This is a genomic window from Bradyrhizobium sp. AZCC 2230, assembly GCF_036924495.1.
Taxonomy (GTDB): domain Bacteria; phylum Pseudomonadota; class Alphaproteobacteria; order Rhizobiales; family Xanthobacteraceae; genus Bradyrhizobium; species Bradyrhizobium rifense.
On the sequence record NZ_JAZHRS010000001.1, the window covers coordinates 9,255,166 to 9,275,925 of the forward strand.

Annotated in this window: 20 protein-coding genes; 12 read left to right on the plus strand and 8 right to left on the minus strand. The window is 63.8% G+C overall.

The annotated features are described in order from the left end of the window. Nucleotides 1-16: 16 nt before the first annotated feature. On the minus strand, nucleotides 17-712 hold the full coding sequence (locus tag V1280_RS44125) for a GntR family transcriptional regulator (protein WP_334538586.1): 696 nt from the start codon (nucleotides 710-712) through the stop codon (nucleotides 17-19). Nucleotides 713-1,060: 348 nt separating this feature from the next. Here V1280_RS44125 and V1280_RS44130 point away from each other — a divergent pair, with 348 nt between their 5' ends. The 8 genes from V1280_RS44130 (at nucleotide 1,061) to V1280_RS44165 (ending at nucleotide 11,195) form a co-directional block, all read left to right on the plus strand. Then, on the plus strand, nucleotides 1,061-3,190 hold the full coding sequence (locus V1280_RS44130; protein ID WP_334537327.1) for an acetate--CoA ligase family protein: 2,130 nt from the start codon (nucleotides 1,061-1,063) through the stop codon (nucleotides 3,188-3,190). A gap of 215 nt (nucleotides 3,191-3,405) precedes the next feature. Then, nucleotides 3,406-4,245: an IclR family transcriptional regulator gene (locus V1280_RS44135; RefSeq protein WP_334538588.1), complete on the plus strand. Its 840-nt coding sequence runs from the start codon at nucleotides 3,406-3,408 to the stop codon at nucleotides 4,243-4,245. Nucleotides 4,246-4,354: 109 nt separating this feature from the next. After that, the gene (locus tag V1280_RS44140; protein WP_334537329.1) at nucleotides 4,355-5,155 is read left to right on the plus strand and encodes an NYN domain-containing protein; all 801 of its coding nucleotides are present in this window, start codon (nucleotides 4,355-4,357) and stop codon (nucleotides 5,153-5,155) included. 85 nt (nucleotides 5,156-5,240) lie between these two features. After that, complete coding sequence (locus V1280_RS44145; RefSeq protein WP_334537331.1) at nucleotides 5,241-7,043, plus strand: adenine deaminase C-terminal domain-containing protein; 1,803 nt, start codon at nucleotides 5,241-5,243, stop codon at nucleotides 7,041-7,043. Between the two features lie 150 nt (nucleotides 7,044-7,193). Beyond that, nucleotides 7,194-8,984, plus strand: coding sequence for a glyoxylate carboligase (gcl, locus tag V1280_RS44150; protein ID WP_334537332.1), 1,791 nt, complete (start codon nucleotides 7,194-7,196; stop codon nucleotides 8,982-8,984). A gap of 11 nt (nucleotides 8,985-8,995) precedes the next feature. After that, a complete protein-coding gene (gene hyi, locus V1280_RS44155) occupies nucleotides 8,996-9,781 on the plus strand; it encodes a hydroxypyruvate isomerase (RefSeq protein WP_334537333.1) in 786 nt (261 codons plus the stop codon). A gap of 12 nt (nucleotides 9,782-9,793) precedes the next feature. Beyond that, nucleotides 9,794-10,681: a 2-hydroxy-3-oxopropionate reductase gene (locus V1280_RS44160; protein ID WP_334537335.1), complete on the plus strand. Its 888-nt coding sequence runs from the start codon at nucleotides 9,794-9,796 to the stop codon at nucleotides 10,679-10,681. A 130-nt stretch (nucleotides 10,682-10,811) separates the two neighbouring features. After that, on the plus strand, nucleotides 10,812-11,195 hold the full coding sequence (locus V1280_RS44165) for a DUF1236 domain-containing protein (protein WP_334537337.1): 384 nt from the start codon (nucleotides 10,812-10,814) through the stop codon (nucleotides 11,193-11,195). A 75-nt stretch (nucleotides 11,196-11,270) separates the two neighbouring features. Here V1280_RS44165 and V1280_RS44170 read toward each other — a convergent pair whose 3' ends face one another. Further along, a complete protein-coding gene (locus V1280_RS44170) occupies nucleotides 11,271-11,867 on the minus strand; it encodes a thiamine pyrophosphate-dependent enzyme (RefSeq protein ID WP_334537339.1) in 597 nt (198 codons plus the stop codon). Nucleotides 11,868-11,875: 8 nt separating this feature from the next. After that, nucleotides 11,876-12,442 carry a decarboxylase gene (locus V1280_RS44175; protein ID WP_334537341.1) on the minus strand — a complete coding sequence of 189 codons (567 nt, stop codon included), beginning with the start codon at nucleotides 12,440-12,442 and terminating at the stop codon, nucleotides 11,876-11,878. 256 nt (nucleotides 12,443-12,698) lie between these two features. On the opposite strand from V1280_RS44175, the gene V1280_RS44180 reads away from it, so the two are divergent. Beyond that, nucleotides 12,699-13,748 (plus strand): hydroxyacid dehydrogenase, encoded by a 1,050-nt coding sequence (locus V1280_RS44180; protein WP_334537343.1) that lies wholly within the window; start codon nucleotides 12,699-12,701, stop codon nucleotides 13,746-13,748. 26 nt (nucleotides 13,749-13,774) lie between these two features. On the opposite strand, the gene V1280_RS44185 is transcribed toward V1280_RS44180, so the two are convergent. Beyond that, nucleotides 13,775-13,999: a hypothetical protein gene (locus V1280_RS44185; RefSeq protein WP_334538673.1), complete on the minus strand. Its 225-nt coding sequence runs from the start codon at nucleotides 13,997-13,999 to the stop codon at nucleotides 13,775-13,777. On the opposite strand from V1280_RS44185, the gene V1280_RS44190 reads away from it, so the two are divergent. Together V1280_RS44190 and V1280_RS44195 are read left to right on the plus strand one after the other, a co-directional pair. After that, nucleotides 13,899-14,297, plus strand: coding sequence for a flagellar basal body rod protein FlgC (locus V1280_RS44190; protein WP_334538590.1), 399 nt, complete (start codon nucleotides 13,899-13,901; stop codon nucleotides 14,295-14,297). The genes V1280_RS44185 and V1280_RS44190 overlap by 101 nt on opposite strands. A gap of 103 nt (nucleotides 14,298-14,400) precedes the next feature. After that, on the plus strand, nucleotides 14,401-14,613 hold the full coding sequence (locus V1280_RS44195; RefSeq protein ID WP_334537345.1) for a hypothetical protein: 213 nt from the start codon (nucleotides 14,401-14,403) through the stop codon (nucleotides 14,611-14,613). Between the two features lie 4 nt (nucleotides 14,614-14,617). Here the strand turns inward: V1280_RS44195 and V1280_RS44200 are convergent, their stop codons facing one another. The 4 genes from V1280_RS44200 to V1280_RS44215 form a co-directional block, all read right to left on the minus strand. Next, nucleotides 14,618-15,196, minus strand: a complete 579-nt coding sequence (locus V1280_RS44200) for a GNAT family N-acetyltransferase (RefSeq protein WP_334537347.1) — start codon at nucleotides 15,194-15,196, stop codon at nucleotides 14,618-14,620. A gap of 6 nt (nucleotides 15,197-15,202) precedes the next feature. Further along, nucleotides 15,203-17,560 (minus strand): Orn/Lys/Arg decarboxylase N-terminal domain-containing protein, encoded by a 2,358-nt coding sequence (locus V1280_RS44205; RefSeq protein WP_334537349.1) that lies wholly within the window; start codon nucleotides 17,558-17,560, stop codon nucleotides 15,203-15,205. 84 nt (nucleotides 17,561-17,644) lie between these two features. Next, nucleotides 17,645-18,832 (minus strand): cupin domain-containing protein, encoded by a 1,188-nt coding sequence (locus V1280_RS44210; protein WP_334537351.1) that lies wholly within the window; start codon nucleotides 18,830-18,832, stop codon nucleotides 17,645-17,647. Between the two features lie 190 nt (nucleotides 18,833-19,022). Beyond that, nucleotides 19,023-19,502, minus strand: a complete 480-nt coding sequence (locus tag V1280_RS44215; protein WP_187437017.1) for an Lrp/AsnC family transcriptional regulator — start codon at nucleotides 19,500-19,502, stop codon at nucleotides 19,023-19,025. 133 nt (nucleotides 19,503-19,635) lie between these two features. Here V1280_RS44215 and ald point away from each other — a divergent pair, with 133 nt between their 5' ends. Continuing rightward, nucleotides 19,636-20,751 (plus strand): alanine dehydrogenase, encoded by a 1,116-nt coding sequence (gene ald, locus V1280_RS44220; RefSeq protein ID WP_334537353.1) that lies wholly within the window; start codon nucleotides 19,636-19,638, stop codon nucleotides 20,749-20,751. The last annotated feature ends 9 nt before the right edge of the window (nucleotides 20,752-20,760 follow it).

The following is a 20,760-nucleotide window of genomic DNA, read 5'->3' on the forward strand; positions in this document are numbered from 1 at the left end:
CTTCTGGTGAATGTTGCTAGGTGAAGAGTTCCTGGCCGTGCGCTTCGACGTAAGCGGCGAGGCCAAGGGTGTGGTCGCGGGCGCGCTTCTCGGCGAGCTCGGTGTCGCGTGCCTCCAGCGCTTCGATCATGCCGAGATGCTCGGGCAGCGACGTCGCGGTGCGGTCCTTGCGGCCGATCGTCAGCTGGCGATAGCCGCGCACGTGCAACAGAAGATCGTTGGTGAGATCGACCAGCACCGGCGATTCCGACAGCGAGATCAGCGCCTGGTGGAAGGCGATGTTGGCGCGCGAATATTCCTCGACGTGATCCTCGGGCAGGCGGTCCTTGCCGAAATCCTTGAAATAGTCGCGCAGCGCCGTGATGTCCTTCTTGCGCGCGGTGTTGGTGATGAGGCGCGCCGCCATGCTCTCCAGTGCGGCCCAGGCGCGGATCATGTCGACGATCTCGCTCTTGGTCCGTCGCACCACCATGATGCCGCGGCGCGGCACGGTCTTCACGAAACCGTCCTGCTCGAGCATCGCGATCGCTTCGCGGATCGGCGTGCGGCTGACACCCAGGCGTTCGGACAGCGCACGCTCGTCGAGCATCACCGGCTCGGGCGTCGAGTAGATGTCCATCTTGAGGATGGCTTCCTTCAAGGCGTCATACGCCTTGTTCTTGAAGCTGCTCTCCGGGGCAATACGAACGATTGCGATGTTTGCCTCGGCCATGTTCGGCAACGCCTTGGTTGGTTTCCGCAGTGACACGACGATTCTCCTCCAGTGGGAGTCGTCTTTTACAGGAATATTTACCGGAAAGTTTTTGGCATACCAAATGCCAGAATGTCAAGCTGGCTATTTTTTGCGGCGTTCTAAGGTGGTCTCTGACTTGACAAGTTGGCTTCTGGCATACCAAATGCCATAGCTAGCCATTTTTGATCCAAACCGGCGGTGTAGTCTAGGCATTTCTGCCGCTGCATTCCGCCACGCGGAACAGAGCGCGGCGATGGCAAGTATCACGGGCAGCCGCATCACGCGCGCTTTGCAAAGCAAAGAACTGAAGGTCAAGGGAGAAGCTATATGTCCAATTCGAAAGACGTCGTCCGCAAGGTCCTTGACCAGGTCAAGGCCGACAACCGCACCAGCCTGACCGCCCCGGAAGGCAAGGTGGTCTGCGACGCCTACGGCATTCCGGTGCCGAAGGAGGGTGTGGCGAAGTCGGCCGGCGAGGCCGGCAAGATGGCATCTTCGATGGGCTTCCCGGTGGTGATGAAGATCGTCTCGCCGGATATTCTCCACAAGACCGAGGCCGGCGGCGTCATCGTCGGCGTCAAGACGGCACAGGACGCCGAGAAGGCCTACGAGACCATTCTCGGGAACGCCAGGAAGTACAAGGCCGATGCCAAGATCGAGGGCATCCAGGTGCAGCAGATGCTGGCCGGTGGCACCGAAGTCATCGTCGGCTCGATCACCGACGGCTCGTTCGGCAAGCTGGTCGCCTTCGGCCTCGGCGGCGTGCTGGTCGAGGTGCTGAAGGACATCACCTTCCGCCTCGCGCCCGCGACCAAGGAAGACGCGCTCTCGATGCTCGACGGCATCCAGGCGCATGAGATTTTGAAGGGCGTTCGTGGCGGCGAGCCGGTCAACCGCACGGCGCTCGCCGACGTCATCGTCAAGGTCTCGCAGCTCGTGACCGATTTTCCTGAAATCGTCGAGCTCGACCTCAACCCGGTGTTCGCCACCGCAAAGGACGCGATTGCGGCCGACGTCCGCATTGTCGTCGACTTCGCCTACAAGCCCAAGCCGAGGCCGCGCCCGACCGAAGAGATCGTCGCGGCCATGAGCCGCATCATGCAGCCGAGGGCGGTCGCCGTGGTCGGCGCCTCGGCCGAAGACGGCAAGATCGGCAATTCCGTGATGAAGAACCTCATCAACGGCGGCTACAAGGGCGATATCTACCCGATCCACCCCAAGGCTTCCGAGATCCTCGGCTACAAGGCCTATAAGAGCGTCAAGGACGTGCCGGGTGTGATCGACACGGCCGTGTTCGCGATCCCCGCGAAGTTCGTGGCCGCGGCGCTGACCGAATGCGGTGAGAAGAAGATCCCGGGCGCGGTGCTGATCCCGTCCGGATTCGCTGAAGCCGGTGCGCCGGAGCTGCAGGCCGAGATCGTCGAGGTCGGCAAGAAATACGACATCCGCCTGATGGGGCCGAACATCTACGGCTTCTATTATACGCCGGCGAACCTCTGCGCGACCTTCTGCACGGCCTATGACGTGAAGGGCCACGCGGCGCTGTCGTCGCAGTCGGGCGGCATCGGCATGGCCATCATCGGCTTCTCGCGCTCGGCGAAAATGGGCGTGTCGGCGATCGTCGGCCTCGGCAACAAGTCCGATATCGACGAAGACGATCTGCTCGCCTTCTTCGAGCAGGATCCGAACACTTCGATCATTGCCCAGCACTGCGAAGACCTCAAGGACGGCCGCGCCTTCGCGGAAGCCGCCAAGCGCGTCTCCAAGAAGAAGCCGGTCGTCGTGCTCAAGGCCGGCCGCACCTCGGCCGGCGCGAAGGCGGCGTCGTCGCACACCGGCGCGCTCGCCGGTAACGACAAGATCTATGAGGACGTGCTGGCGCAGTCAGGCGTGATCCGCGCCCGCAGTTTGCGGCAGCTGCTCGAATTCGCCCGCGGGGTGCCGGTATTGCCGACACCGAAGGGCGAGAACGTGCTGATCATCACCGGTGCGGGCGGCTCGGGCGTGCTGCTATCGGACGCCTGCGTCGACAACGGCCTGTCGCTGATGTCGATGCCGCCGGATCTCGACGCGGCCTTCCGCAAGTTCATTCCGCCGTTCGGTGCTGCCGGAAATCCTGTGGATATCACCGGCGGCGAGCCGCCGATCACCTACGTCAACACGGTGAAGCTCGGCTTGTCGGACGAGCGCATCCACTCGCTGATCCTCGGCTACTGGCACACCATCGTCACGCCGCCGATGGTGTTCGCCCGCAACATGGTCGAGGTGAAGAAGGAGATGGAGGCCAAGGGTTTTGTGAAGCCGATCGTTGCCTCCCTCGCCGGCGATGTGGAGGTCGAGGAAGCCGCCGAATATCTCTACCAGAACGGTATCCCGGCCTATGCTTACTCCACCGAACTGCCGGTCGAGGTGCTTGGTGCCAAGTACAAGTGGGCGCGGGGCGCGGGCCTGCTCTGAGACGAGATGCCGCTTCGGCACGATCCGGAGCGGATGGTTGTTCACCTCTCCCCGCTTGCGGGGAGAGGTCGAATTGCGAAGCAATTCGGGTGAGGGGGACTCTCCACGAGTCGAACTGTCACCGTCCTTGCGGAGACTCCCCCTCACCCTAACCCTCTCCCCGCAAGCGGGGAGAGGGAAAAAAGAATAGGGTGAGGGAGAACGGTCAGGTCGCGATGGGCAAGAACGTGATCCGGCGCAAATCGCTCGAAACACGATCGGCATCGGAGGCCGATCGTGACGGCGGCGTGCAGTCGGTCGACCGCGCGCTGTCGATCCTCGAGACGCTGGCCGAGGATGACGAAGGCTATCGCCTCAGCGATCTCGCCGTCCGCACGGGGCTATCGGCCTCGACCGTGCATCGCCTGTTGGCGACGCTCGAAAGCCGCCGCTTCGTGCAGTTCGATCGCGCCGAATCCAAATGGCATGTCGGCGTGCGCGGCTTCACCGTGGGGGCGAGCTTCGCGCGCCGGCGCAATTTTACTGCGCAAGCCATTCCTTATTTGCGCAAGCTGCGCGATCTGACCCGCGAGACCGCCAATCTTGCGGTCGTCGACGATGAATTCATCATCGTGCTGACCCGCATGGAGAGCCGCGAAATCATGCGCTCGCTGACCAAGGTCGGCGGCCGCGTTGCGATGGTGACGTCAGGCGTCGGCAAAGCCGTGCTCGCGACCTATTCGGACGAGGACGTTGGCGCCGTCATCCGCCATCACGGCATGCCGCGGCTCACTGAAAAATCCATCGTGCGGCCGAGCGACTTGTTCCGGGAGCTCAATGTGATCCGGAAGCAGGGCTTTGCGGTGGACGACGAAGAAGCCGAGATGGGCCTGCGCTGCGTCGCCGCCGTGGTCTACAACGCGCTTGCGGAACCGCTCGCCGCGATCTCGGTGTCCGGTCTGACCAGCCGCGTCACCGATGCCCGGCTGCCGGAGATCGGCCGCGTGGTGCGTGAGGTCGCCGCGGAACTGACGGCTGCGCTCGGTGGCGTGACCCCCGCGGTTAAACCGGATTGAGCCGAGTTACGCTCCACCGCGACGCCTTGAAAAGAAATCAGCTCTGGTGGCAAGGGCCCCGACATCGGTATATCCATCCACCGTTGTCGTGTCCTTTTTGGGGAATGCCATGCCTTCCGAGCTTCGTTCGCCCCGTCTCGCCGTCCTGATTGACGCCGACAACGCCTCTGCAAAGATCGCTGATGGACTGTTCGAGGAGATTGCCAAGATCGGCGAGGCGAGCGTTCGCCGCATCTACGGCGACTTCTCCAATGCGCGATCCAGGGGCTGGGCCGACATCCTGGCGAAGCACGCCATCATCCCGCAGCAGCAGTTCGCCTACACGACGGGAAAGAATGCATCCGACATAACCCTGGTCATCGACGCAATGGACCTGCTTCACAGCGGCCGGTTCGATGGCTTTTGCCTGGTCTCTTCAGACAGCGATTTCACCCGGCTTGCCGCCCGCATCCGGGAGCAGGGCATCGATGTCTTTGGGTTCGGCGAACAGAAGACACCGGAGAGCTTCCGGCAGGCCTGCCGAAGGTTCGTCTACACGGAGAACCTGCTTGCCGCACCGGCGAACACCCAGGACGCAGCCTCGAGATCGACGTCGCTTCAGCCGCTTGATGCCGCGACGCCCATCATCAAGAAGGTCATCACCCAGATGGAGAGCGAAGATGGCTGGGTCACGCTTGGAGAGGTGGGGCGGCAGCTCGCAAATCTGGCTTCCGATTTCGATCCGAGGACTTTTGGCTTCCGCAAGCTGAGCGACCTCGTGCGGAAGACAAATTCGTTCGAGATCGATGAGTCAAAAGGACGGTCGATGCGGATTCGGGTCAAGCCGACTGCGCCGCCATCGCCGAGAACGCGGAACCCGCGCAGGCGCGCGAAATCAGGGACGGCGGGCGGTTCGCCGCCTAAGGCGTAAGCAGGGCGTGCCGTTATATTTGAGCTTGCCCGGTTTGGCGCTTGGCGTAACCATCGCCCGGCCGTAACGCCATGCGAGGGTTCCGATGACCAAACTCACCCGCTTTGCCGTCGCGCCGCTGCATGCGATGACGCGCCGTCTCGCCGATGTCGCCTCCGCGCGCGTCGCGCCCGACCTCGTCATATCTGGAGCACGGGTGCTCTCCACCTATTCGGAGCGGATCCATCCGGGACGGGAGGTCTGGATCACCGGCGGCCGCGTCGCTGCGGTGAAGGCCGCCGGCACGGCGAAGAAAGCGTGGAGCGACGTTCCGGTTTACGACGCCGCCGGCGGCATCATCGCGCCGGGGCTGGTCGATCCGCATATCCACATCGAATCCTCGATGGTGACGGCGTGCGCCTATGCCGAGGCCGCGCTGCTGAACGGCACAACCACGATCTTCTGCGACAGCCATGAGATCGGCAATGTCATGGATGTTGCCGGCGTCGAGGCGATGCTGGAGGACGCGCGCGAAGCGCCGCTCTCGATCTTCTTGACGGTGCCTTCGACCGTGCCGGCCACCTCGGCTGCGCTGGAGACTGCCGGCGGCGATCTTACGCCCGACAAGATCGCCGGCCTGTTCGACCGCTGGCCCGAAGCGGTGGCGCTCGGCGAGAAGATGGACTTCGTGCCGGTCACCATGGGCGACGAGCGCAGCCATGCGATCCTCGCCGCCGCCCTGAAGCGGGGACGGCCGGTCTCCGGCCATGTCTACGGCCGTGAGTTCGTCGCGGCCTATGCGGCAAGCGGCGTGACCGACACCCATGAAGCGATCGACCGCGACATCGCCGACGATCTGCTCGATGCCGGCGTCTGGGTTTTTCTGCGCGGCGGTCCGCCGACGACGCCGTGGCATTCGCTGCCGCAGGCGATCCGGACCATCACCGAGCTCGGCGCGTCGCACAAGCGGACCGCGGTGTGCACAGATGACCGAGATGCCGATGATTTGCTGCTGTTCGGTCTCGACTGGGTGGTGCGCGAAGCGGTCAAGGCGGGGATGTCGCCGGAGCAGGCCTGGTCGATGGGCTCGCTGCATGGCGCCACGCGCTTCGGCATGGAGGGTGACATCGGCGGGCTCGGCGGCGGACGCCGCGCCGATCTCGTGCTGATGGACGACAATCTCAAGCCGCAATCGACCTGGTATGGCGGCGAGCTGGTGGTGGAGAACCGCAAGATCACGCCGCGGCTCGATCAGGCGCTGTCGCAGCGCTATCAATATCCGAAAGCAGCTTATGTCACCGTAAAGCTGCCGGAGAGGCTGAAGCTGACGCCGGAATTGCCGGCGAAAGCCTGCACCGTCAACGCGATCAAGACCGCGCTGCCTGGCATCACGCTGATCCATGAAAAGGTCGCGATCGAGCCGGCCAAGGACTGGCCGTCGTTGTTCGCCCGCTACGGCCTGTGCTTCGTCACTGTGGTTGAGCGTCACGGCAAGTCGGCCGGCAACGTTGCTTACGGCCTCTTGAAGGATTTCGGCCTGAAGCGCGGCGCGGTGGCCTCCAGCGTCGGCCACGACAGCCACAACATCATCGTTGCCGGCACCAACGAGCCTGACATGCAGGTGGCGATCTCAGCGATCAAGGCGCAGCAGGGCGCGGTCTGCGTCGTCGCCGACGGCAAGGTGAGGGCGCTGGTGCCGCTGCCGATCGCAGGTTTGCTCTCAGACAAGCGCGTCACAGAGGTGGCCGAAGAGGTCAAGGTGCTGAAGAAGGAATGGGCGGAGGCCGGCTGTACGATCCCCTACATGGGCTTCAATTTGATTCCGCTATCGGTCATTCCGGAAATTCGCATCACCGACAAGGGCTTGGTGCTGGTGCCGCAGATGAAGCTGGCGCCGCTGTTCGAGTGATTTCTTTCATCCGTTTCTCGATGTAACCGATTGAGACTGCCGCGATTTTTCCACGGCTGCCGCATCGTGGAAAATAAAAGCGATCTCGTTGAGATCGTATCCTGTGCGCCTGATGATCTCCCTCGCTGACGTAACAGAGGGAGGTCCGATATGGCGAAGATGCGAGCCATCGATGCGGCTGTGCGTATCCTGGAGAAGGAAGGCATCTCGACGGCCTTCGGCGTTCCCGGGGCTGCGATCAATCCGCTTTACTCGGCGCTGAAGAAGCGTGGCTCGATCCGCCACATCCTGGCGCGGCATGTCGAGGGCGCCTCGCACATGGCCGAAGGCTATACGCGAGCGAAGGCCGGCAATATCGGCGTTTGCATCGGCACCTCGGGGCCGGCGGGCACCGACATGATCACCGGGCTCTATTCGGCGATCGCCGATTCCATTCCGATCCTCTGCATCACCGGGCAGGCGCCGCGCGCGCGGCTCTACAAGGAGGATTTCCAGGCGGTCGACATCGAGTCGATTGCAAAGCCGGTGACCAAATGGGCGGTGACCGTGCGCGAGCCGGCGCTGGTGCCGCGCGTGTTCAGCCAGGCGTTCCATGTGATGCGCTCGGGCCGGCCGGGGCCGGTGCTGATCGACATGCCGCTCGACGTGCAGCTCGCCGAGATCGAGTTCGACGACGAGACCTATGAGCCGCTGCCGGTCTACAAGCCGACGGCGACGCGAAAACAGGTCGAGAAGGCGCTTGAGATGCTCAACACGGCCGAGCGGCCGCTGATTGTTGCGGGCGGCGGCGTGATCAACGCCGATGCCTCGGATCTGCTAGTGGCGTTCGCCGAGATCACCAACGTGCCGGTCGTGCCGACCTTGATGGGGTGGGGCGCGATCCCCGACGATCACGTGCTGATGGCCGGCATGGTCGGCCTGCAGACCAGCCACCGCTACGGCAATGCCACGTTGCTGGAGTCGGACTTCGTCCTCGGCATCGGCAATCGCTGGGCCAATCGTCACACCGGCTCGGTCGAGACCTACACCAAGGGCCGCACCTTCGTGCATGTCGACATCGAGCCGACCCAGATCGGGCGCGTGTTCAATCCCGATCTCGGCATCGTCTCGGACGCGAAGTCGGCGCTCGAGCTTTTCGTCGCCGTCGCCAGGGAGTGGCGCCGGTCAGGCAGGTTGCGCGAGCGCCAGGCGTGGCCCGCGGCCTGCCGCGATCGCAAGAAAACCATGCTGCGCAAGAGCCATTTCGACAACGTCCCGATCAAGCCGCAGCGTGTCTATGAGGAGATGAACAAGGCCTTTGGCCGCGACACCACCTATGTCACCGTGATTGGCCTGTCGCAGATCGCAGGGGCCCAGTTCCTGGGCGTCTACAAGCCGCGCAACTGGATCAATGCCGGGCAGGCGGGCCCGCTGGGCTGGACGCTGCCGGCCGCGCTTGGCGTGCGCGCGGCATGCCCGGATCGCGACATCGTGGCGTTGTCCGGCGATTACGATTTCCAGTTCCTGATCGAGGAGCTCGCCGTCGGCGCGCAGTTCAATCTGCCCTACATCCACGTCGTCGTGAACAATTCCTATCTCGGCCTGATCCGCCAGGCCCAGCGCGGCTTCGAGATGGACTATCACGTCCAGCTGTCCTTCGAGAACATCAACGCGCCTGAGCTGGGCGGCTATGGCGTCGACCATGTTGCCGTCGCCGAAGGCCTCGGCTGCAAGGCGATCCGCGTCACCGATCCCAAGGACACGCAGGCGGCGTTCGTGACCGCACGCGAATTGATGAAGAAGCACCGCGTGCCCGTAGTGGTCGAGTTCATCCTCGAGCGCGTCACCAACATCGCGATGGGGACCGAGATCGACAACATCGTCGAGTTCGAGGAGGTGCTGGACCTGCCGCTCGACGAGGTCGGCTCCACGCGCTCCGGCGTGTTGCAACCGGCAGAATAGGGGACCGCATCATGCCGAAATTCGCCGCCAACCTCACCATGCTCTTCAACGAGATGCCGTTCATCGACCGCTTCGCCGCGGCGAAGGCGGCTGGCTTTGCCGGGGTCGAATATCTCTTCCCCTATGATTTCGACAAGGCGCTTCTGCGCGAGCAGCTCGAGGCGCACGGGCTGACGCAGGTTCTGCACAATCTGCCCGCCGGCAACTGGGCCGGCGGTGAGCGCGGCATCGCGATCATGCCCGATCGTGCTGTCGAATTCCGCGACGGCGTGTTCCGCGCCATCGACTATGCCAAAGCGCTCGATTGCGAGCAGCTCAATTGCCTCGTCGGCATTGCGCCTGTGGATGCCGATCCGCGCGAGCTACAGGAGACGCTGGTCGGAAACCTCCGCTTTGCGGCCTCAACGCTGGCGCGCGAGAATATCAAGCTGCTGGTCGAGCCGATCAACACGCTCGATATTCCCGGCTTCTTCCTCAACGGCACCGAGCAGGCGGTGCAGCTGATCTCCGAGGTACGGTCGAACAATCTGTTCATCCAGTACGACATCTATCACATGCAGATCATGGAGGGCGATCTCGCCCGCACCATGCAAGAATATCTCCCGCAGATCGCGCACATCCAGCTCGCCGACAATCCTGGCCGCAACGAGCCCGGCACCGGCGAGATCAACTATCCCTTCCTGTTCCGCCATCTCGACGCGATCGGCTATCGCGGCTGGATCGGCTGCGAATACAAGCCGCGTACCACGACGCTCGAAGGCCTGTCCTGGCACGCCGCGCAGACTTTCGAGACTTGAGGATATCTGGACATGATCGACATCGGCTTCATCGGACTTGGCACCATGGGACGGCCGATGGCCGGCCATCTTCTGGCCGCGGGCCATCGCGTTCTCCTGCATGATGTGGCGCCGGTCGCGCCGGAGCTGATCGCAGCCGGTGGCGTCGCCTGCAAATCGGCCAAGGAAGTGGCGGAGGAGGCGGATGCCGTCATCATCATGGTGCCGGATACACCGCATGTGGAAGCCGTGCTGTTTGGCAAGGACGGCGTCGCGGGCGGCATATCCAAGGGCAAGATCGTGGTCGACATGAGCTCGATCTCGCCGCTGGCGACCAAGGAGTTCGCGAAGAAGATCGAGGCGCTGGGCGCGGATTATCTCGATGCGCCGGTGTCGGGCGGCGAGGTCGGCGCCAAGGCTGCGAGCCTCACCATCATGGTCGGCGGGCCCGAGCGCGCCTTTGGCACCATGAAGCCGATCTTCGACAAGATGGGCAAGAACGTCACCCATGTCGGCGCCAATGGTGATGGCCAGACCACGAAGGTCGCCAACCAGATCATCGTCGCGCTGACGATCGAGGCGGTCAGCGAGGCGCTGCTGTTCGCGTCCAAGGCTGGTGCTGATCCCGCGCTGGTGCGCAAGGCGCTGATGGGCGGCTTTGCCTCGTCGCGGATTCTCGAAGTGCATGGCGAGCGCATGGTGAAGCGCAATTTCGATCCGGGTTTCCGCATCGAGCTGCACCAGAAGGATCTCAATCTCGCGCTCGAAGGCGCGCGCGCGCTCGGCCTGTCGCTGCCGAGCACGGCGGTCGCGCAGCAATTATTCTCGTCCTGCACCGCGCATGGCGGCAAGGGCTGGGATCATTCGGCGATGGTGCGGGCGCTGGAACTGATGGCGGGCCACGAGATCGCCGCGGCCTGAACTGTTACGCGGTAACACTCTTTCGGATTTGGTGCGTCTTTCGCCACGTGGGAACCGGAACAATGCTCCGGCCCCGCGGTTGAAGGCGCATCAACAAACACTGGATCAACAAACACTGGAGAGTGTGGACATGAAGACCCGTCTTGCGATTTCGTTGGTTGCCGCGTCGCTCCTAGCGTCGAGTGCAGCCTTTGCCCAGTCGACGACCGAACAGGGCGCCAGGAACGGCGCACGCGCGGGCGGCGACGTCGGCGGTCCGGTCGGCGCGATGGTCGGCGGCACCGTGGGTGCAGCGGTCGGCGCTGGCCTCGAAATTCCGAATGCGATCCTCGGCGGCATCCCGCGCGATGATTCCGTCGTGGTTCAGGAGCGCGTCGTGGTCGGCGAGCCGCTGCCTCCGACCGTGGTGCTGCGCCCCGTGCCGAACTACACCGAGTATCGCTATGCGGTCGTGAACGATCGCCGCGTGATCGTCGAGCCGCGCACGCGCCGAGTCGTCAAGATCATCGACTGATCGGCGCATCGGCGACTGGAATATCGGGCCCCGCGGAGTGACGCTTCGCGGGGCTCTGTCGTCAGTGAGGAAAGCTCAAAGCGGCTCGCGGACACCGAGGCCGTGCATGAAGCGCTCGCGGATCTGCACGGGATCCCTGCGGGTGGTGCCGACGCCGGGCTTGTCGTCGATGCGCAGCGCGATCAGGCTGGGCTCGTCAGCCGACATGGCTTCGTCAACCAGCCGTTCGAAATCCGCCTCGTCCGCAGCCCAGGCGCTGTTGGTGAGCCCTGAGCCCAGGGCGATGGCGACGAGGTCAGCGACACCCGCGGCCGGCGTTGGTTGCGCGCCGGTGATCTGGTAGATGCCGTTGTCCATCACGATCATGATCAGGTTCTTTGGCTTCAGCGCGGCGATGGTCGCGAGCGCACCGAGCTGCATCAAGAGCGAGCCGTCGCCTTCCAGCGCAAAGACGCGACGGTCGGGCTGCGCCAGCGCCACGCCAAGGGCGATCGGGAAGGCGAGCCCCATGCTGCCGAGCATGTAAAAATTCTGCGGGCGGTGGCCGGCGGCCCAGAGGTCGAAATTGGTATTGCCGATGCCGCCGATCACCGCTTCCTCACGCTTGAGTTTTGCGATCAGGCGCTTCGTCACATCGAACCGGTTCATCACCTTGGTGTTGCGCGTATCCATGGCGGGGCTCACTTGTCGAAGGTCTTGCCGCCGGTGAGCAGCGGGTTGAGGATCAGCGCCACCGGCGCCTGCGTGGTGACGGCCTGCTTGATCGAGCGGTCGGCGACGAATTCGAGCTCGTCGAGCCGGGTGATGGTGTGGTGCTCCAGCGCCAGCGAATCCAGCACCGGGCGCATGGTGCGGCAGACCAGCGACTGGCCGTAATTGAACTCACCCAGCGTGCCGCGCTCGGAGACGAACATGATCAGCGGGATCTGGTAGGGGACCGCGAGCGAGGCGAGCGTGTTGGCGAGCGTTGCAAAGCCCGATGTCTGCATCAGCACCGCGCCGCGCCGCCCCCCCATCCAGGCGCCCGAGACGATGCCGACGGCCTCTTCCTCGCGGGCGGTGGCAAAGGTCGCGAAGAAGGAATCGGCGTGCAAATTCTTGATCAGCGGCGTCAGCACCCGGTCGGGCACGTAAGGGATGAGGCTGATCTCGTTCCGCTTCAGGGTTTGCAGGACGATGCTATGCCAGCTTCCGTCGCCGGACCCCGGCCCCGCCTGGGACGAGGTCTGCTGTTCCGCAATCGCCATCGCGTTCTCCCTTGTGCCGCGCAGGTTTCTTGGTCTTTGACCATTGTCTTGGTCGTCGCGGCGGTCTGCCGAAACTTGACGGAGCGGGCAGGATTGTCAACATGCCCGGGCCGGCACCGTGATCTGCGCCAGACGGCCTGCCAAGGCCGGCACCGCCATGTCATAAGCGGGATAATGAGAAAACGGAGGGACGCAGGAACGGGGCGCGTATTGCGCTGACGTTGCGGGTCTCCATGAGAGAGCCGGAAGGGTCCTGATGTCGGTCAACAGCAAGCGCGTCTTCTACGTCAAATACCTGGCCAACCCGATCTATATCGACATCCTGAAGGCGCGGCCTGACGTCCGGCTCGACCGCATCGAGAACGAGAGCCCCGAGGACTTTTACGCCCCGATCCTGAGTGCGGCCCATGTCTACCAGATTGGTGCCGCCCGCGACGAGCTGGCGCCGCATTTCCATGTCGACGCTTCGTTCTTGAAGCGAACGCCGAATCTGCTGCTGGTCTCCAGCAACGGCGCAGGCTTCGACCCCGTCGACGTCGAGGCCTGCACGGATGCGGGCGTGCTGGTCGTGAACCAATCCGGCGGCAATGCGCATTCGGTGGCCGAGCACGCGCTGGCGATGATGCTGACCCTGTCCAAGCGGATCATCCAGTCCGACCGTCGCTTGCGCCGTGAGCCCAATGTCAACCGCAACGAGCTCGTCGGCAACGAGGTCGAGCGCAAAACCGTCGGCATCATTGGGCTTGGCAATGTCGGTCGCCGAATCGCCGCGCTGTGCAAGGGCCTGCTCGGCATGAAGGTGCTGGCTTACGACCCGTATCTGTCTGCCGAAGTGATGGCCGAGCGGGGCGGCGAGAAGGTCGAGCTCGACGAGCTGCTGCGCCGCGCCGATTTTGTCTCGATCTCCTGTCCGCTCGACAAGCGCAGCCGCAACATGATCAGCGTTCGCGAGTTCGGCCTGATGCAGCCGCACGCCTATTTCATCACCACGGCGCGCGGCTTCATCCACGACGAGGATGCTCTGCTCCAGGCGTTGCGCGACAAGCGCATCGCGGGCGCCGGCCTTGACGTCTGGTCCAAGGAGCCACCGCCGCCGGAGCATCCGCTCCTGCAATTCGACAATGTGTTGGCGAGCCCGCACACCGCCGGCGTCACGATCGAGGCACGTCAGAACATGGGCCGCATCGCTGCCGAGCAGGTGCTGGGGACGCTCGACGGCAAGTGTCCGCCGCGCATCATCAATCCCGAGGTCTGGCCTGTCTATGCCGAGCGCTTCAAGCGGGCCTTTGGCGTGACGCCAGGGTAGGGCGCGCCAGTCATTGGTTACCACGATCAAAATACAAAGCCGCGCATCTTATCGATGGCGTGAATGAACGCGTATGACTTGTCCTGTAAATCAGGTTCCATGAGCATACTTTCGATTGCGACATCCGGACTTTCTGCTGCGAGCTTGCGCGTGAACGTGGCCGCGAGCAACATCGCCAATGTCAGCACGACCGGCCCGCTACCCGCGTCAGGCGGATCGGGCACATCGGCCGTTATAGGCAGTTCGAGCACGAGTTCGACTTATCCCGCGGCTTATGTGCCGTTGCGAGTCGATCAGGTCGACCAGTCGAGCGGCTCGACGCCAGGCGGTACGATCGCGACGGTGTCGACCGTTTCGCCGAGCTATACCGCACAATCCGACCCGAGCGCCCCCTTCGCAAACCAGGACGGCCTGGTCGCCGCGCCGAATGTCGATCTCGCCAGCGAGTTCGTTCAACTGGCGGCAGCAAAGTACAGCTTCATTGCCAACGCGAAGGTGATTCAGGTCTATTCCGAAACGACAGAATCGCTGCTCGACATCAAGGCGTGATGGCTGACGGATCGAACTAACGCCGGCTTGATCTCAGTCAAAATCTGTCTCCCGAAACCTGGTAAATGGGATTAGATTGCGGCCGGGGCAGCAGGGAGGTCCCATGTCAACTTATGTCGTCAGGTTCATGAAGGACGTGCTCGGCCAGTACGGGCGGCAGATCGAGGTCTGTCAGGGTGCGCTCGAGATCGACGCCGCCGACGAGGACGAGGCCAGGGAGCGGGCGAAGGCGAGGTTTTGCAAGGACCAGGCGTTGCATCACTGGTCGCTGCATGCCGACCGTATTCAGGTCAGACCGGCTGACATTCCTTCGTAAGGTTTTAACGTCCCGGTGCCGTGAGCGATGGCGGCGCGGTGACGCCGGCGCCGAGCGAACGTTGCACCATTGCGGTGTCCGACCAGTGGCCGTGGCGATAGGCTACGCCGCAGAGCAGGCCCACGCGCGAAAATCCAAACTTCTCGTGCAGCGCCAGCGATGGCGCGTTGTCGGCATCGATATAGCCGATCATCTGGCGGAAGCCGGCCGCCGCGCACGCGTCGATCAGCTCCTGGAGCAGCAGCCGTCCGACGCCGCGGCCGAGATGCTCGTGGTGGACATAGATCGAGTGCTTGGCCGTGTAGCGATAGGCCGGGCGCTTGCGAAACAGCACCGCATAGGCATAGCCGACGACCTCGCCGCGATAGGTTGCGACTAGATGCGGCAGGCGGGTCTGCTTCAAATTCTTGCGCCGGTCGCGTAGATCGTCGGGCTCGGGCGCGCCGGTTCCCTCGACATCGCGCGACACGCCATTGCGGACGTGGTGGCGATAGATCGCCAGCATCGCCTCGATATCGCTCTCGCGTGACGGCCGGATCAGAACCGGCTCGTCATCGGTGCGGGCAATCGCCGTCTCGTTCATCGGCACCTACTCGGCAACCACGTAAGTATAGAGCCCGATGCGGCCGCGCGCATCGACCTCCTTGTAGACGCCCTGGATTTCCACATCGAAGCCTGGAAACGTATTGAAGCAGGTCTCGAACATCTTGAGATAATCCACCATGGGCTTGGCCCGCTCCGTCAGCCGCTCACCGGGGACGATGGTGGCGATGCCGGGCGGATAGACCACGAAGGGTGTGGTGGCGATACGGCCGGCGATCGCCTCGATCGGCAGATAGTCGACGTCGTTCTTGAACAGGAAGCGCGCGGCATCGCGCGGCGACATGGCGATCTCAGGCATGTGCTCTGGCATGAACTGCCGCGCCTGAAGCGCGCTGACATCGGCGGCGCGGAAGAAGCGGTGCATCTCGCCGCAGAGATCGCGCAACCGCACGCCGGCGTAGCGCGCCTGCCGCCGCTGGTAGAATTCCGGGATCGCGTCGGCGAGCAGCGCATTGTCGTCGTGCAGTCGCTTGAAGGCGACGAGGCCCGAGATCAGCGTGCCGGCCTTGCTCGCCTCGACGCCCGGCGTCAGCAGGAAGAGCAGGGAGTTGAGGTCGTTCTTTTCAGGGACGATACGGTTTTCGCGCAGATACTGCGCGACGACCGGGGCAGGGATCCCGTGCTCGGCATAGGCGCCGGTGGCGCGGTCGAAGCCGGGTGTGAGCAGCGTCAGCTTGTTCGGATCGGTCATGGCAAAGCCCTCGGCCATGCCGGCGAAGCCGTGCCAGTTGCTGTCGGGGCCGAGCTGCCAGAGCGCGGGATTGGTGGCGAGCTCATCGGTCGACAGCGTCTCCCAGGCAACGTTATGCGCGGTGCCGGGGCGGCTTACGTCGGGGATGGCGACGCGATCCGGAACGAACGGCTCGAAGAACCAGCGTCGGTCCGTGTTCTGTTCCTTCTCCTCGAACTCCCGGCGCATCGCGCGGATCTTTTTGCGCAGCTCGATGCCCAACCGAATTGTGTCGTCCCACAGCACTTCGCCGGAGCGGCCCTTCATCATCTGTGCACCGACGTCGAGCGAAGCAAACAGCGGATAGAACGGCGAGGTCGAGGCGTGCTGCATGAAGCTCTCGTTGAAGCGGCGGTGCTCGACGCGCCGCTTCTGGCCGCGGATGTGACGATCCTTAATGTGGATTTGGGATGCCTGCGAAAAGCTCGCGAGCTGCTTGTGGGTCGACTGCGTCGCGATGATGCCCGGCGCTTCCGGGGGAAGGTTAGCGAGACCCATGGCGAAACGGCCGGCATAGAGCGGGTGGAATTTCATGAAGCCGGCCCAGGCCTCGTCGAACAGGATGTATTCGCAGAGATGGCCGATGCGCTTCAGGATCATTTCGGCGTTGTGGATCGTGCCGTCATAGGTGCATTGCTCGACCACGGCGACACGGAACGGCCGCTCCTTGCGCCAGGCGTCCTTTTCCGTGACCAGGGGATGGTTGCGGATCGCCTCGCGCAGGGCCTTCTCGTCCAGCACGTCCCAGCGCATCGGGCCGATCAGGCCCCAGGCATTGCGGATCGTCGGGACATAGACCGGGATGCCGCCATTGATCATCAGCGCGCCGTGATGGGCGGCCTTGTGGTTGTTGCGGTCGAACAGCACGAGGTCGCCGTCGGTGACGAGCGCGCCGAGCGCGACCTTGTTCGAGGTCGAGGTGCCGTTGAGCACGAAATAGGTCTTTTCCGCGCCGAAGATCGCTGCCGCCTCCTTCTGCGCCTTCAGCGCCGGCCCCTCATGGGTGAGGAGGTCGCCGAGGTCGAGCACGGAATTGTCGAGGTCGTCGCGGAACACGGACTCGCCGAGATGCTCGACGAAGACCCGGCCGATCGGGCTGCGGTTGTAGAACACGCCGCCATTGTGGCCCGGGCAGGTCCAGAGCTGGTTGCCTTCCTCGGCGTAATCGACCAGCGCTCCGAAGAACGGCGTCTTCAGCGTCTCGGCATATTGCTTGAGCCGGCTGATCAAATTCTTGGCGATGAAGGTCGGCGTCTCCTCGGAGAGGAAGACGTAGCCGTCGATGAAGTCGAGGACCTCGACCGGAAGGTCCTCGAATCGCTTGCGCCGGATCAGCAGGATGATCGGGAAGTCGAGGCCGCGGCGACGCATCAGATTGATCAGTGCGGAGGTCTTGCCCTCAAGCCCCTTCTTACCCCAGTCCACCACCATGCAACCGATCGCCGCATCGGTCTGCACCGCGATTTCGGCGTCCTCCAGCTTGCGGGCCCGGACCACCTCGAAGCCCGAGCGCTGGATCTCCTCGATGATCTGGCTGAAGCGGATGCCCTCGAGGTCATCGGCGTCGAATACTGGTGCGGCGAACAGGAAGTTGAAGCGCTTGAAATAGTCCATGGCATGTCCCGAATGTGCAGAGACGGACAGGTCTCTGCACATTCGATGACAGTTCTATGACGGCATTCGGGTCTGAAGGAGCGCTCAGCTCGCGGTGGCGATGATCATGCGCTTTCGCCCGAAATTTGCCACCGCCGTCTCCGGAACACCGAAATTATTGGCAAGCAGATGCCGGGGCGCCTTCGCCAGCCAATCGGTCAGGCTGCTTTCGCGATATGCGCCGCTGTCGAGTACGCCAACCATCTCGGCGTCCTCTTTGCCGATATTCTCGATCGAGTGGCCGCAATTGCGCGGGATATAGGCGCAGTCCCCGGGCGAAAGCTCGGCGACGGCGACACGCTTGTCGAATGCGAACAGTGTCACGCGCGTGCGTCCCTTCAGCACGTAGTGCCACTCGTTGGCATCGGTATGCCAGTGTGGTTCGTGCATCGCGCCGGGCTTGAGCTTGAGGACCAGCCCGGTCATCCCGCTCGAGACCGGAAATTCCTTGGCGGAGGCCACGTAGAGTGCGCCGCCGGGCGTGCTTACCTTCGGCTTCTGCGACATCAGCGGGAAACGGTGCGTCCGATCGCGATCCAGCGGGCGGGCAATTTTGGCCTGCGGGCCGTCAAGTGCCAGCACCTCGCCCTGCATGATGTAGGTTTCGGCCTTCGGATTGGCGCTGAATATCTCCGCGGAGACGCCCAGCGCCTGCGATAGGGCCGGGGCGTCGTATCGGCTCATCCAGTCGCTGATCCCGAACGTGCCGTGCTCGGAGTAAAGTCCGTCATCGAAGGCGAGGACGGCGTGACAGGCCGAGGGCCCCAGCGTCTGGATGGCGTGGCTGTGGCCTGTCGGAAAATACCAGAGATCGCCGGGCCCCAGGTTGACGACCTCGAACTGGCCGTCGGGGTCGACCACCGTCACCTGGCAGTGGCCGTCGACGACGTAGGCCCACTCGGCCGAATTGTGCCAGTGCATCTCGCGGGCGCCGCCCGCGTTGATGTAGAGATGGGCGCCGGCGATGCCGGTCGCGAGCGGAAGGCCCCGGGCCGTGACCTCGCGCGCCCAGCCTCCTGATGTCGCCTTGATCGGCCCCTTGTCCAGCGACGCCGTGAACACAACGGGATCGCCGGATTTCCGCGGAATGGTCTTGAGGAATTCCGACGCCGGAGCGACGTCGTACCCGGCGGCATGCCCGTCGGGGGCTGCGAGCGCGGATTTGGCGGCGCCCAGGACGCCGGCACCGAATGCAATGGTTTGAATGAAGATACGGCGGTTGGATTTAAACATCGAAGACCCCGAAATCTGATGGTTGTATGAATGGAACCGCGACGCCGGCTACGTCGCGTCCTCTCCATGTGGGTCTGATGAACACCCCGTCGCGCCTCAACCATTCGGCTGAAATGGCGCCTCAATTATCATTGATGAGGAAATGAAAATGGCTGTGAGGTGGCGCGCTTGACAGCGCGGTCGACGCTGGTCAGCGCTTCGTCTCGCCGAACACCACGGTCGGCACCGCGCGGTTGACGACCTCGCGCAGTGCGAAGCTCGATTGCACCCGCGCCACGCGTGGCAGCCGTGACAGCTCGGTGCGATGGATGCGCTCGAAATCCTGGATGTCGCGGGCGAGCACGATCAGGATGTAGTCGTCGGTGCCCGACATCAGGAAGCAGCGCACGACGGAGGGGCACTTCACCACCTCCGCCTCGAACGCCTTCAGCGCCTCGTCGCTCTGGCTCTCCAGCGCAATCCGCACCAGCACTGTGGTGGTGAGGCCGAACTGCGCCAGATCGAGCGCGGCCTGGTAGGCCTGGATGTAGCCGTCATCCTCGAGCGTCTTCTGCCGCCGCGCCAGCGCGGTGCTGGAGAGGCCGACCTTGTTGGCGAGCTCGGTGTGGCTGGCGCGCGCATTGGTCGTCAGTTCCGCGAGAATGGCGAGATCTTTCCGGTCGAGGGCCAAGGTTTTGATTCCAGCGTCAAAGGACATTTCCGCGACCGAAACCGGCGCGGGAGGGCCGAAGCTAGCGGATATTTGCACGAAACCAAACCGCCCTCGTCGCTACGATCACAGGGTGAATCAAAAGGAGCCTAGGATGCGTGTCGGTGTGCCCAAGGAGATCAAGGTCCAGGAATATCGCGTCGGGCTTACCCCGGGCGCCGTTCGCGAATATGTCGCGGCTGGGCATCAGGTCACGGTCGAGGCCGGCGCCGGCAGCGGCATCGGCGCGTCCGACGAGGTGTACGAGCGGGCAGGTGCCTCCATTGCCGCGAGCGCGCGCGACATCTTCGCCAAGTCCGACATGATCGTGAAGGTGAAGGAGCCGCAGAAAAGCGAATGGGCCCAGCTTCGTGAAAGCCAGATCCTCTTTACTTACCTCCATCTCGCGCCGGATCCCGAACAGGCCAAGGGCCTGCTCGCGTCCGGTTGCACTGCGATCGCCTATGAAACCGTCACCGACGCGGCTGGTCACCTCCCCCTGCTTGCGCCGATGAGCGAAGTCGCCGGCCGCCTCGCCATCGAGGCCGCCGGCGCCGCGCTCAAGCGTTCGGCCGGTGGTCGCGGGTTGCTGCTGGGCGGCGTCCCCGGCGTGCAGCCGGCGCGCGTCGTTGTTCTCGGCGGCGGCGTGGTGGGCACGCAGGCCGCGCGGATGGCCGCAGGCCTTGGTGCCGAGGTCACGGTAATCGATCGATCGATTCCTCGTCTTCGCGAGCTGGATGATGTCTTTCTCGGGCGGGTGCGCACCCGTTTCTCGACCATCGAGGCGGTCGAGGAGGAGGTGTTTTCCGCCGATGTCGTGATCGGCGCGGTGCTGGTGCCCGGCGCCAGCGCGCCAAAACTCGTCACGCGCGCGATGCTGAAATCGATGCGACCGGGTGCCGTGCTGGTCGATGTCGCGATCGACCAGGGCGGCTGCTTTGAGACCTCGCATGCGACGACGCATGCGGAGCCGACCTACGAGGTCGACGGCGTCGTGCATTATTGCGTGGCCAACATGCCGGGCGCGGTGCCGGTGACGTCGAGCCAGGCGCTGAACAATGCGACGCTGCCATTTGGTCTGATGCTCGCGAACAAGGGTTTTGCCGCGGTGCTGGAGAACCAGCATCTGCGCAACGGGCTGAACGTTCATCGCGGCCGCATCACCAACAAGGCGGTGGCGGAGAGCCTCGGGATGGAGTTTGCGCCGGTGGGGAGCGGGCTGGCGGCGTAGGGTCGCGAG